Below are 12,689 nucleotides of genomic sequence, written 5' to 3'. Positions count from 1 at the left end.
CCCATGAATCCAAAACCGAATATCGTTGACCTTCCTGTCTATAAGCCGGGGAAACCGATTGAAGAAGTCAAGAAGGAACTGGGCTTAAGCGAAGTGATTAAGCTGGCATCCAACGAGAACCCTTACGGGGCTGCGCCAAGTGCAAAGGCTGCTATTATAGCTGAGCTGGATAACCTGTATTTATATCCGGACGGCTCTGCCGCCGAGCTGACGGCAACGCTTGCTAAGCATCTGGGTGTTACGGATGAGCGGATTATTTTCGGATGCGGATCGGACGAGATTATTGCCCTGATTGCCCGGGCCTTTTTCCTGCCTGGTGATGAGACGATTATGGCCGATCAGACCTTCTCTGTATATAAGAGCAATGCAGATATAGAAGGGGCGGTATCCATTGAAGTCCCTCTGAAGAACGGAACGCATGATCTGGATGGAATGCTGGCTAAGATTACAGAGCGGACCAAGATCGTCTGGATCTGCAATCCGAACAATCCAACCGGAACCATTGTGCCGGAGGAGGCTCTGATTTCGTTCCTGGATGCAGTGCCTGCCGGAGTGATGGTTGTGCTGGACGAGGCCTATTTTGAATATGTGACGGATCTGAGTTACGCTGACGGGATTAAGCTGATTGATACTTATCCTAACCTTGTAGTACTCCGTACCTTCTCCAAAATTTACGGTCTCGCTGCACTCCGCATCGGTTATGGCGTAGCCAGCCCGCAGATCATCTCTTTGATTAACCAGGTGCGTGAGCCGTTCAATACTACCCGTTTGGCCCAGGTCGCGGCTGTCGCGGCACTCTCCGATCAGGAGTACGTGCAGCAGTGCCGCGCACTGAACAGTGCGGGAATTGTGCAGCTTCAAGCCGAATTCAAGCGTATGGGGCTTGAATCCTTCCCGGCTCACGGCAATTTCATTATGGTGGATGTGCGTAAGCCGGCCTCGGAAGTCTTCGATGCCCTGCTGCGGCAGGGTCTAATCGTGAGAACGGGCTTTCACTGCTATCCGACCTACCTTCGGGTTACCGTGGGCTCCGCCGAGCAGAACACAGCCTTCATTAACGCTCTGGAGCTGGCACTTCAGGAACAGGAAATTCGTGCATAACTGCAAGCAGAAGCTGAACTGACGATACCACAGAAGGCAGGTAGTTCTAAGAACATGACGACAAAAATAGCAATTTTCGGTGTCGGCCTGATCGGCGGCTCACTGGCCCTTTGCTTCAAAGGCAAGGAGGGCCTGACCGTTGTAGGCCATGCCCACCGCCCTGAATCTGCAACCAAATATCTTAACAGAGGTGTAGTCGATCAGGCTACACTGTCGCTTGAGGAAGCTGCGCTGGACGCGGATTATATCTTTCTGTGTGTGCCTGTAGGCAGGCTTGAGGACTATCTCCAGCAGTTAAGCAAGCTGCCGCTGAAGCCCGGCTGCATTATTACAGATGTCGGCAGCACAAAGGCCAGTATTGCCGCTTGTGCCCTTACGCTGGATCTGCCCGGCGTACATTTCATCGGCGGTCATCCTATGGCCGGATCGGAGCGCTCGGGCGTAGAGGCGGCCTCCTCTTTACTGTTCGAGAACGCGTACTATGTGCTTACGCCTCCGCCGGGTGTGCCGGAAGCTGCATACCAGGCGCTGGAGTCTTTGCTTCTACATACGAGAGCGCAGATTGTCCGGCTTGAACCGGAGCGCCACGATGAGATTGTTGGAGCGATCAGCCATCTGCCGCATATCATTGCCGTAGCGCTGGTGAATCAGATTCAGGCCTATGATAATTCGGACTCCTTGTACAGCACACTGGCTGCGGGGGGGTTCCGCGATATTACGCGGATTGCCTCAAGCGATCCGATCATCTGGCGTGATATTCTGCTGAATAACCGCTCAGTGATGCTTCGTCTGCTCAAGGACTGGAACGATGAGGTAGCTTCATTTATTCATCTGCTGGAGAGCGGGGATGGGGAGGGGATTGAGTCGGCCTTCCATGAGGCGAATCATTTCCGCAGCCAGCTCCCTGAGCGGCGCAAAGGAATGATAGCTCCGCTCTTCGATCTGCATATTGATGTTCCCGATCATCCGGGCATCATCGGACGTATTGCTACGGAGCTGGGCGATCAGGGGATTAACCTTAGCAACGTGCAGATTATTGAGAGCCGGGAGGATGTTCCCGGCATCATGCGCCTCTCCTTCCGTCAGGAGAATGATATGGAGCGGGCCAAAGTTCTGCTGCAGGAGAATGATTACACCGTATATATGTAACGTGGAGCCGGGGCGGATGCCCCGGCTTTACTTATGCTGTGGGGGCATTCCCCCAATTGTTCGCAAAAATGGGCAAAAAAAAGACCGCTTACATAATAAGCGGTTACAGTTCACAATTAATTGGAACCGTGCAGTGTTTGGATAGGAGTGGAGAGAAACCATACTGTACTTTTATTATATGTATCCGTTTACATTTTGTCAACACTTTATTCAAACTAAATAACACCGCTTTCATCCTCCGGTCTTTTTCTAGTCTAGGAGTCTAGTAATGCAATCCTGTTAGTAACTATGCTATACTGGGTTAAGTATGTTTATAGATTCTTTCCAGGTATAGGAACATTTTTAGTTTTTGAAAAGGAATCTGAGTTTTGTAAGTCTGCGTTTTTTTTCTGTATTTACATACACCAAGCCTTAAATAACGGTGAGTTGAATATACATAGGAAGTATTGGATGTAGTCATGCAAATTTGAAGCAATGCCGCAACTTTTTCTTACCTGCCCGGTATAAGTAGATACGGACCGGACGGGATTACACGTGCAAGGGCGAGGAGGGCCGACTCACCATGACGGATTCCCAGTTGATCCAGCTAATCAAGCAAGGAGATACAGAATTATACTCGGAATTGATGCGCCGTTATCAACGCAAAATACTGGCGTTTGTGTATCACATGCTGAAGAACTCCCATATGGAGCTGATTGCCGAAGACCTCTGTTCAGAGACCTTCTACAAAGCCTTCCGGAGTCTTCATTCCTTCCGTGAAGTAGATGCTTCTTTCTCTACATGGCTGTATACCATTGCCCGCAATACCGTACTTAGCGAGCTGCGCAAGAACCGTGCCGGGAATGTATCGCTTGAAGAGAGCGGATATACTCCTGTGGCACCGCTGGAGGTTGCCCCGGAACAGGCAGCACTGCGCAAGGAACGGATGGAACTCGTACGGGAAGCGATAAACAATCTCCCGGAGAAGCAGCGCTCTGCGCTTATTCTGCGTGAATATGATCAGATGGATTATCAGGAAATTGCAGTGATTCTGGATCAAAGTGTCAGCTCGGTGAAATCACTGTTGTTCCGGGCGAGGAGCAGTGTGAAGCTGCAGCTTGAATCCTATTTCTATGAGCCTGAAGCTGAAGAGCAGGCTGAGAGGGTGTAAGTCCTATGAATTGCAGGGAAGCGCAGGATTCCATTCCACATTTGTGGGACGCTCCCCCCACAGATCCCAGGCGGATTCGATTGGAGAGACATATTGCCGGCTGCTCTTACTGCAGTGCCGAATGGGCGCTGTGGCAGGAGACCAGCGAGCTTATGCAGGATACAAGATTTGATGTCAGTGATGAGCGGGCAGAAGTCATTAACCTTAAGGTTATGGAGCGGATCTACCTGGAGAGTCCGTGGCTTATGCCCGGCGATGGTAAGTCTGCGGGGAGTTCGACGGTTTTCCGCCACCGCTTAACCCTCTGGATTGCCTGTTTTCTGGCCGTGTTTATCTCCAGCTTTTTATATTTCACGGTGTTCCAGACCCCTGCGAATACCACTGCGGCTCAGAGCGGGATCGTCGAGACAGGTGTGGCAGGTCTAACCCTGGATTGGTCCTCTTCTTATCCGGTGGAAGCTGAAGGCGGCATTATTGAACCGCTGGTGGCCAATATGGGCCCTACCCACCCGCAATACTGGATGGTATTGTCGACGCTGGGCGTCGGATTGTCTATATTCCTGCTGGTACGCCTGAACCGGTACCGCAGACAATGAAAGCCCCCTTCCCTAATCATAGGAAGAGGGCTTTTGTGTGACATTTGTTTGTATTCGTGTTACATTATTAAGCAAACATAAATGGAAGGGAACGGTGATAGGCGATGCTGATCGGCTTAATACGCCATGGGCTGACAGATTGGAATGCGGAAGGCAAAATTCAGGGACAAAGCGATATCCCGCTTAATGATGAAGGCCGCAGGCAGGCTGAGATGCTGGGTGACCGGCTTCTGCAGGAGCCCTACCACTGGGACTACTGTATAACCAGCAGTCTTTCCCGTGCAGCAGAAACCGGCAAGATTGTTGCCGCTAAGCTGGCTATTCCTCTGCTGGACCCCGATGAACGCATCCGCGAACGCGCCTATGGCCAGGTAGAGGGCATGACGGCTGCCGCCCGCGAAGCCAAGTGGGGCAAGGATTGGAAAGAGCTGTCTCTGGGACAGGAGAGCGATCAGGCGCTTCAGATCCGGGGGCTTGCGTTCCTGGAGGATGTCACGGCCCGGTTCCCGGACAAGAATGTACTTGTCATCTCCCATGGAGGGTTTCTTGCACAGCTGTACACGGCACTCTACAAAGACAAATACTCGGAACGGCTCGGCAATCTCTCGCTGACGATTCTGGAGAAAAATGAGCAGGAATGGAATCCGTTACTGTACAATTGTACCCGTCATGTTTTACAACAACAGCATTAACCCGACCCTTCGGGTTATTTTTTTTGCGGCAAAAGGAATAAAAAGGGCTGTATTTCCCATAATGGTAGTAAAACGGTGAGGCGATGAGAGATGAATCTGGCGGATATGCTCACTTACGCAGACATTGGTCAGCTTACCGCCATTGCGGGACGCTACCAGTGTGAGTGCAAACGGAATTCCAAACATGATTTGATTCAGAGTATATTAATCACCTTGGGCAGCCGGGAGTTCATGGAGTCCCACATCAAGGGGAGTTCCCCGGGAGAACTGCGTTTTCTGAATACGCTGCTCTTCGATGAACGCAGCCAATTCAGCCTGGAAGACCTGCTTGCCGCAGCCCGGCAGGCGTCCTTCGATACTGCGCCCGGCAAGAGCGGGGACTACCGTGAACTGGTCAGCCGGTTCAAGAACGGGGGATGGCTCTTTAATGGCGCTTCCCAGCAGAACAGGTATCTGTTCCAAGTTCCGCTGGATTTGAAGAACCGCTTCCGTGAACGGATGGGGGAGCATTTGAAGGAACGCATTGTTCAAAGTCCGGAACCGGCGATGTACCGGGGCGAGGGGGATTTGCTGTCGGGGGATCTGCTGCTGTTCCTGCGGTATGTGAAGGAGAATGAGCCTGAGCTGAACCAGGAAGGCGCGCTCTACAAACGTAATCAGCAGGGTGTGATGAATGCGCTGCAGATTGCGGAACCTCTGCTCGGCAAAGGCGGCTGGAGATTCGGCTACGGCAGAGCATGTGAGCATTATCCGCCGAGATTTGCCCTGCTGTATGATTATGCCCGCCACCGCCGCTGGATCTCCGAGGAGGGTTACAGGCTGCAGCTTACAGCCGCAGGCAGTCATTTTCTGGAGGAGGGGAAATTGGAAAAGCTGATGCAGTTATTCTCCTTTTGGTTAAGACTGTATAAAGGGGCGATTCCAAATTTACCCTCGCTGGTCTACTGGATCAGTCTTAGTGCAGACAAATGGGTGACCACAGCCTCGCTCGCTGAGGGGATCGGCTGGCTGATCAAACCGTTTTATTACGATGACGCCGTTTCGATTCTGGAACAGCGTGTTCTGCGGATGATGCTTCATCTGGGTATGCTTAGGCTGGGTGAGGATGCCGGAGGATCAGTGGTCATGATGACGCCCTGGGGATGTGAGGCGGCAGTGCCGAAGCATCTGCTCAGGTAAGGGGGAGAGAGATGCGGATTGCATATGGGAGTTACATACCGCAGCTTGATGAATCAGTATATGTGGCGGAAGGCGCTAAGCTCGTTGGCGATGTAAGGATAAGCAAACAATCCAGTGTCTGGTTCAATGCCGTTCTGCGGGGGGACCTGGCTCCGGTGATCGTCGGGGAGCGCTGCAATATTCAGGACGGTGTTGTCGGCCATGTAGCGGAGGGATTGCCGCTGGTGCTTGCGGATGATATCTCGGTGGGCCATTCAGCAATCATTCACGGCTGCCGGATAGGCAAGGGCACATTAATCGGAATGGGTGCAATTGTATTGAACGGAGCAGAGATTGGTGAATATGCTTTAATAGGAGCCGGCTCCGTTGTAACCGAGAACAAAATCATTCCTCCGTACACGCTCTCCTTGGGCACACCGGCCAAAGTGGTCCGCGAATTGACGCAGCAGGATCTGCTGCGAATGGCACGCACAAGTGAAAGCTACGTGAAAAAGGCATTGGAATACGGAATTTCTTAAACAGCGGAGGTGTATCGAATGGACAAAATGAAGGCTACTTATGAAGTGATGCTGGGGCTTGCTGCAGAAATGGTTTGGGATGAAGCGTTAAGAAAGCGTCGTACCGACATCTTGTACCGGAAGATCGACACGGCGCTGGCTGCCGGAGATGAGGCGGCTTTCCGGAACCTGACTGAAGAACTGAAAAGTTTGGCATAGGGAAATGCGCCTGGCGCATTTCTTTTTTTGAATTAATGTTGCACTCGATATTAAAGATTGCCAAGTCGATTCTACTTGATTATGATGCTTTTAGCGTGATGATTATCGTTGCCGGATTCGGCATGAGGAGGCAAGTCTATGAAATTCAGTGATTTTGATACTAAAAGCTGGGAGACAGATGGGCACTTCTATGATACTTGTGTAATTCCTTTTAGCGGACTTCAGGGTACCGAGACTCCTCCTGAGACCGTATCGCTGCTAGAGCGCCAGCGGGATTTCCTGGAGCTGATCGAACAGCCGTTTCAGGGGCGGGTAGTTACATACCCGGCGGTACAGTATGCGGGACCCGGCAGTGCGGCTCTGATTAATGAGCTTTGCCGAAAAGTCAAATCCAGTGGCTTCCAGTACGCCGTTGTGCTGTCTGCCAATGAGCGGCTGTCCGGGGAGGAGATCTATGAAAGCGATTTACTGCTTAGCCTGCCTGAGATAGCGGCGGATTCCCGGACAGCTGTCAGCACGCATGTGCGGGGTGAAATTCAGGGCTTATGGCAGAAGGGGAAATGAAGTAAATGTGACGGAAAATCAACAATTTGTTAAAAAACAGCCTCAAACGCCTGTCACAATTTAGACAATATTCTTGACGGGTTTTAGACCCTAAGCTATGATTAGGATGAACTTATATGTTATGTGATATTTTTCATTGAAAACGGATTTTTTACCTTAGATGTCTATGTAATAACTCTGCAGAAGCCTTCTCACATTTTGAAAAGGGGGTTACACACAGTATGAGCAGCCTTAATGAAGAGCAAGAGTCACTTCCGCAAGAAGCAGAACCGCCTCGCCGAAATGAGATGTCGCGCAGACAGTTTTTGACCTATACGTTAGGCGGCGCGACTGCTTTTATGGGAGCCGGAGTTATCCTGCCGATGATTCGATTTGCCGTGGACCCGATCTTACATAAAAAAGGCGAAGGAGACTTCATCAAGGTAGCGGAAGCGGCCAAAATTACCGACGTACCCCAGGAGTTCACCTTCGAGCTTCCACAGCAGGACGGCTGGTATGCCAGTACAGCGATGCTGACGGCATGGATCCGCAAAGACGAGAGCGGAGAAATTTATGCGCTTTCACCCATCTGCAAGCATCTTGGCTGCACGGTGGGCTGGAACAATGACAAGGCGTACCCTGATGAATATCATTGCCCTTGCCATGGCGCCCGTTATACGAAGCAGGGCCAGCATTTGGCGGTGGCTGCGAAGCCGCTGGACCAGTACACCACCAAGATTGACGGGGGCTGGGTCTATCTCGGTGAAATCGTTCCTAATACGGAAGCCAAGAAGGAGGCGTGAACGGCGTGTTCAAAAACGTATATAACTGGATTGACGAACGTCTGGATATTACACCGATCTGGAGAGATGTTGCCGACCACGAAGTGCCTGAGCATGTCAATCCGGCACACCACTTCTCAGCCTTTGTGTACTGCTTCGGCGGACTTACTTTTTTCATCACCGTAATTCAGATTCTATCCGGCATGTTTCTGACCATGTATTATGTACCCGATATTATTAATGCCTATGCCAGTGTGGAATATCTGCAGACGAAGGTCGCCTTCGGCAAAATCGTCCGCGGCATGCACCACTGGGGGGCGAGCCTGGTTATTGTTATGATGTTCCTTCATACCATGCGTGTGTTCTTCACCGGTTCTTATAAGGCCCCGCGTGAAATGAACTGGGTGGTGGGGATGCTGATCTTTTTCGTCATGCTGGGGCTGGGACTCACCGGTTACCTGCTTCCGTGGGACAATAAGGCCTACTTCGCTACCAAGGTTACGCTGGAGATTGCCAATTCGGTTCCGTTCATGGGACCTGTACTGAAGGAGCTGATGCAGGGCGGTACAATTGCCGGCGCCGAAACGCTGACCCGCTTTTTTGCCTTGCATGTATTCTTCCTCCCGGCGGTGCTGCTTATTCTGCTAGTCGGACATTTCATCATGATCCGCAGACAAGGCATATCCGGTCCTTTGTAAAAAAACGTATAGGAGGCACTGTCATGGCACACGGAGACGACTCCAAAGAGAAGGTGGTATTCGTCGGGGATTCCCGGGTCCGCAGAGGGAACGGGTTCATTACCCCGCCGGATTACACGGCTTATCCGGGCAAATCGGAGGCCTTTATCCCTAACTTTTTGCTCAAGGAATGGATGGTTGGCGTAGTGGTGCTGGTGGGAATTCTGGTTCTGACGATCTCAGAGCCGGCACCGCTAGGATTCCCCGCCAATCCGGCAGCGACGGTAATTCCTATCCCGGACTGGTATTTTCTCTTTCTCTATCAATACTTGAAGCTCCCGTACGCATCCGGTGATTATATCGTGCTTGGAACGCTGGGGGTAACGGGCGTAGCCTTCGGGGCGCTGCTGTTGGCTCCGTTCCTCGATACAGGCCGGGAGCGCCGGTTCTACCGCAGACCGATTGCCTCCTCGCTGATGTTCGTGTCCCTGGCGGCCATCATCTACTTGACCAATACGGCCTGGACAGAGTACAAACATGAGATGGCTGAATCGAACATGATCCCTGAGGATATCCTGCGTGAGGAGAAAGCTGCCGAGAATAAGGCTGCAGGCTTGCCGACCACCAGTGCCGTTCAGCCAAAGGCCATTGCCATTGTGGACAAGGATGATCCGGCGATGGCTACCTTCAAGCAGGCGACTTGCATATCCTGCCATGCAACGGACTTGAAGGGTGCAAGCGGGCCCTCCCTTCGTGGTGTAGGGGATAAACATGATAAGGCGGCTATCCTTGCTATTATCAAAGAAGGCAAAGGGCAAATGCCTCCAATGTATGATACGGCCATAGGAGCAGGATTGACCGACCAGGATATTGACGGGCTGGCCGACTGGCTTGCCAAACAAAAAAGCGAACAGTAAAATAAAATTAACGCAAACCTGATCGTACAATGCGGTCAGGTTTTTGTGTGTGATGAAGTGGTGGTGAAATGAAGCTGCATAGTCGGGAGGAAGTTGTTGAGATGCCGGGTCATTGGTTAGAGAGATTATTTAGGGACAGAAGAATCATATGGCTGCTGCTGATAGTGAATCTGCTGGGGACGGTGTACGGATACATGTGGTATGGCAATCAGCTTGCGTTCACAGCGAAGACTGAACCGCTCTGGCTGCTGCCGTTTGTTCCCGACAGTCCTACCGCGAGCCTGTTCTTCACGGCTGCATTGCTGCTGCTGCTCTATCCGCCGAAGGGGCTTACAGGAACGCTGGTCCGTCAGTTAATCGAAGCGCTGGCTGTAGTGACCTCTGTGAAATATGGGATCTGGGCAGTCAGCATGATCGTGGCAGGCGGTTATCAGGGCGACTCCATCACCTGGAAGGATTGGATGCTGATGATCTCGCATACGGGGATGGCGGTAGAAGCACTGATCTATGCCCGGTTCTTCTCCTTCCGGAGAATGCTGCCTGTTGCGCTGTTATGGACGTTCGCTAATGATATGGTGGATTATTCGGCAGGCGTATACCCGTGGCTGCCTTCGGTGCTTGAGGATGATGTGGTGGCCGTGCAGTATTTCACCATGGGGCTTACGCTGTTCAGTACAGCCGCTGCCTGGCTGTTCTGCGGCAGGACAAGGCGTCCGGCGCTTCCGGGCAAAGCTGCCGCGAAGCGCTGATCCTCAGTTCTAACTCTTGTCCCTCCGCCATAGATTAAGGTGGGAGGGATGTCTCATGCCGCGCAGAAGAATATTCATATGGTCAGGAATGATGCTGTGCTGGCTGCTGGCCGGCATTGGCGGGTGGAGCCTTCAGGCTGAAGCGGCTGCTGCCCATTCGGGTTCCGTAAGCAAAGTATACATAGATGCAGCCGGTGCCCCCAGTGATCCCGCTGCACTCACTGCCAGAAGCGGAGCAAAGCGGCTGGAGGCGGCGGCGGAAGCCTTATATGGTTATGTGCTTGAAGGCGATGTGCTTAAGGCCCGGAAGGAAGCAGAGGAGATCTCACAGATCTTTATTGCTTCGTCCTTTGAAGGATTAACCTCCGTGGAGGGAGTCAACGCTCTCTCGTCCGTGATCCTGGATATGAAGTCAGAGCTGGCTGCGGCTCAGCCTGCCCCGCAGAGATGGGAAGCTGCTGCAGCCAAGCTGCGGCTTGCCGCCAACAGTCTGAATCATCCGCGGCAGCCGATGTGGCTGCAGTATTATAAGCTGGTCCGTGAGGACCTGAATGATATGGAGCAAAGTGCCGCAGCAAGTGATCTGAAGAGCTGGACAGCGGCACTGGCAAGACTGCAGAGCAGGTATGCGAATATCCGGCCAGCAGTGATCATCTCCCGCCCTGCCGAGACGGTGAAGGAATTTGATTCCTGGATATCCTATGCCGGAGGGGCAGCAAGCTCAGAGCAGCCGGTGGAGCGGACCCGCCTGCTGGAGATCGTATCCTACGGACAGGATGCTGCCAGGGTGATGTTCGGCAAAGAACGTAATGAGCCGGCTCTGTCGCTGCCGCTTGCTCCGCAGCAATACGGCGGCTGGGGGCTTCTGGCAGGAGCGTTCATTCTTACCGTACTGGTCTATGCTGCGTACCGCAAATACCGCGGCCAGAAACGGGATATGAAGACTGTGTAACGAAAAGCTAAAAGCTCCCTTCCCGCAAGGCGGACGAAGGGAGCTTTTTGGATGTAAGGGCATCTGAATGCGATTTCGGGAAGATACGCGGTTCAGGTCTCCCGGAAGCCTTCACCGTGAACATCATGAACGTCGCTGATAATGACGAAGGCCTTAGGGTCAATGGACTTGACCAGCAGGCTGAGGCGGCGGATCTCTTGTCTTGAGACCACGCAATACACCATATGCTTGGCCTGCTTGGAATAGGCTCCAATCGCCGGGATCAAGGTTACGCCGCGTTCCAGCTCAGCAGTGATCAGCTCGGCAATCTGCGGAGCCTCATCACTGATGATGGTGAAGGCTTTGGCGGCGTAGGCCCCTTCCTGAATGAAATCAATTACGCGTGATGCGATGAAGACGGCCACGAGGGTGTATAATATTTTTTCGCGTGGGATGTAGAGCAGGGATACCCCGATGATGATCACATCAACCGCCAGAATGATCTGCCCCATACTCCAGCCGAACTTGCGTCCAAGAATCCGCGCTACAATATCTACACCCCCGGTAGTGCCCCCGAAGCGGAAGACAATCCCCAGCCCCAGGCCCAGTGTGACCCCTGCATATAATGAAGCAAGAATGAAATCATGCTCTGTACTGAACGTTACAATCCAGCCCGCTTTGATCATTCTTTCAAACAGCCAGAGGAATAAGGACAGCGAGCCGATACCCACTCCGGTATAGATGATCTGATTCCCCCCGAGCACCTTCCAGCCGACCAGGAAGAGCGGAAGATTGAGCAGCAGTGTCGTCAAAAAGATGGGTATGTTAAAGGCGTAATTGAGCAGGATGGTAATCCCGGTGACTCCGCCCTCCATCAGCTGGTTGGGGACAATAAAATACAGTAGTCCGAATGCGTAAATGGCAGCGCCCAGCATGATGGGGGCCACTGCTTTGCTGATGGTGCCTAATTTAATGGATGAACTCATATAATCCCTCGCCTATGCCTCTAATTGGGCAATTTAATATGTAATGATCAAAAAAGATTTGTCTTCAAAACGTCTTTACGATAACATAGGGGCAAACAGAAGGCAAGAACATACGGGGGTGAAACAACAATTTATGGAAAAAAGTCTTGCTGACATTCAGCGTGAGGTAGATGCTTATATCTCACAATTTAAAGAAGGCTATTTCAGTCCGCTCTCCATGCTGGCCCGGATGTCCGAGGAAGTCGGTGAGCTGGCCCGCGAAGTGAACCATCAATTTGGCGAGAAGCCGAAAAAAGCGGATGAAGCCGACAATTCAATTGAGCTTGAGCTGGGTGACATTCTCTTCATTACCGTTTGTTTCGCCAATTCACTCGGTATAGACTTAACCGAAGCGCATAATAAGGTGATGCACAAGTTCAATACCCGGGATGCGGGGCGCTGGACACCCAAAAACACCGATTAGGCCTATGCTACATATGCTGTACCAAACTAACGGGATTTAGCCGTGAGGATGGTGAGAA

Annotated in this window: 16 protein-coding genes; 15 read left to right on the top strand and 1 reads right to left on the bottom strand. The window is 52.0% G+C overall.

Going from position 1 to position 12,689, the window contains the following annotated elements:
* The first annotated feature begins 3 nt into the window (after positions 1-3).
* The 14 genes from hisC to HQN87_RS05565 all read left to right on the top strand — a co-directional run bounded on the left by hisC (position 4) and on the right by HQN87_RS05565 (position 11,203).
* The gene (gene hisC, locus HQN87_RS05630; RefSeq protein ID WP_173129068.1) at positions 4-1,101 is read left to right on the top strand and encodes a histidinol-phosphate transaminase; all 1,098 of its coding nucleotides are present in this window, start codon (positions 4-6) and stop codon (positions 1,099-1,101) included.
* Positions 1,102-1,155: 54 nt separating this feature from the next.
* Entirely contained in the window at positions 1,156-2,250 is a 1,095-nt protein-coding gene (locus HQN87_RS05625; protein ID WP_173129065.1) for a prephenate dehydrogenase, read from the top strand.
* A gap of 562 nt (positions 2,251-2,812) precedes the next feature.
* A complete protein-coding gene (locus HQN87_RS05620; protein WP_173129062.1) occupies positions 2,813-3,400 on the top strand; it encodes an RNA polymerase sigma factor in 588 nt (195 codons plus the stop codon).
* 5 nt (positions 3,401-3,405) lie between these two features.
* The gene (locus HQN87_RS05615) at positions 3,406-3,996 is read left to right on the top strand and encodes a zf-HC2 domain-containing protein (RefSeq protein WP_173129059.1); all 591 of its coding nucleotides are present in this window, start codon (positions 3,406-3,408) and stop codon (positions 3,994-3,996) included.
* 104 nt (positions 3,997-4,100) lie between these two features.
* Positions 4,101-4,688: a histidine phosphatase family protein gene (locus HQN87_RS05610; protein ID WP_173129056.1), complete on the top strand. Its 588-nt coding sequence runs from the start codon at positions 4,101-4,103 to the stop codon at positions 4,686-4,688.
* Positions 4,689-4,778: 90 nt separating this feature from the next.
* Positions 4,779-5,867 carry a hypothetical protein gene (locus HQN87_RS05605; protein ID WP_173129053.1) on the top strand — a complete coding sequence of 363 codons (1,089 nt, stop codon included), beginning with the start codon at positions 4,779-4,781 and terminating at the stop codon, positions 5,865-5,867.
* Positions 5,868-5,878: 11 nt separating this feature from the next.
* Positions 5,879-6,385, top strand: a complete 507-nt coding sequence (locus tag HQN87_RS05600) for a gamma carbonic anhydrase family protein (RefSeq protein WP_173129050.1) — start codon at positions 5,879-5,881, stop codon at positions 6,383-6,385.
* Between the two features lie 18 nt (positions 6,386-6,403).
* Positions 6,404-6,583, top strand: a complete 180-nt coding sequence (locus HQN87_RS05595; RefSeq protein WP_039309877.1) for an IDEAL domain-containing protein — start codon at positions 6,404-6,406, stop codon at positions 6,581-6,583.
* 138 nt (positions 6,584-6,721) lie between these two features.
* Positions 6,722-7,147, top strand: a complete 426-nt coding sequence (locus tag HQN87_RS05590) for a DUF2487 family protein (RefSeq protein WP_173129047.1) — start codon at positions 6,722-6,724, stop codon at positions 7,145-7,147.
* A gap of 221 nt (positions 7,148-7,368) precedes the next feature.
* On the top strand, positions 7,369-7,929 hold the full coding sequence (locus tag HQN87_RS05585) for a Rieske (2Fe-2S) protein (RefSeq protein ID WP_173129043.1): 561 nt from the start codon (positions 7,369-7,371) through the stop codon (positions 7,927-7,929).
* A 5-nt stretch (positions 7,930-7,934) separates the two neighbouring features.
* Complete coding sequence (gene qcrB / locus HQN87_RS05580; protein ID WP_173129040.1) at positions 7,935-8,606, top strand: menaquinol-cytochrome c reductase cytochrome b subunit; 672 nt, start codon at positions 7,935-7,937, stop codon at positions 8,604-8,606.
* Between the two features lie 23 nt (positions 8,607-8,629).
* A complete protein-coding gene (locus HQN87_RS05575) occupies positions 8,630-9,502 on the top strand; it encodes a menaquinol-cytochrome c reductase cytochrome b/c subunit (RefSeq protein ID WP_173129037.1) in 873 nt (290 codons plus the stop codon).
* A gap of 68 nt (positions 9,503-9,570) precedes the next feature.
* Positions 9,571-10,251 (top strand): DUF1405 domain-containing protein, encoded by a 681-nt coding sequence (locus tag HQN87_RS05570; RefSeq protein ID WP_436836455.1) that lies wholly within the window; start codon positions 9,571-9,573, stop codon positions 10,249-10,251.
* Positions 10,252-10,306: 55 nt separating this feature from the next.
* The gene (locus tag HQN87_RS05565) at positions 10,307-11,203 is read left to right on the top strand and encodes a sporulation protein YpjB (RefSeq protein WP_173129034.1); all 897 of its coding nucleotides are present in this window, start codon (positions 10,307-10,309) and stop codon (positions 11,201-11,203) included.
* Positions 11,204-11,295: 92 nt separating this feature from the next.
* Here the strand turns inward: HQN87_RS05565 and HQN87_RS05560 are convergent, their stop codons facing one another.
* Positions 11,296-12,168 (bottom strand): YitT family protein, encoded by an 873-nt coding sequence (locus tag HQN87_RS05560; RefSeq protein ID WP_173129031.1) that lies wholly within the window; start codon positions 12,166-12,168, stop codon positions 11,296-11,298.
* 133 nt (positions 12,169-12,301) lie between these two features.
* Between HQN87_RS05560 and HQN87_RS05555 the strand changes: the two genes are divergently transcribed.
* On the top strand, positions 12,302-12,631 hold the full coding sequence (locus tag HQN87_RS05555) for a nucleotide pyrophosphohydrolase (RefSeq protein ID WP_173129028.1): 330 nt from the start codon (positions 12,302-12,304) through the stop codon (positions 12,629-12,631).
* The last annotated feature ends 58 nt before the right edge of the window (positions 12,632-12,689 follow it).

This window comes from Paenibacillus tritici (genome assembly GCF_013204885.1).
Classification (GTDB): Bacteria; Bacillota; Bacilli; order Paenibacillales; family Paenibacillaceae; genus Paenibacillus_AQ; species Paenibacillus_AQ tritici.
This window is presented reverse-complemented; position numbering and strand designations above follow the sequence as displayed.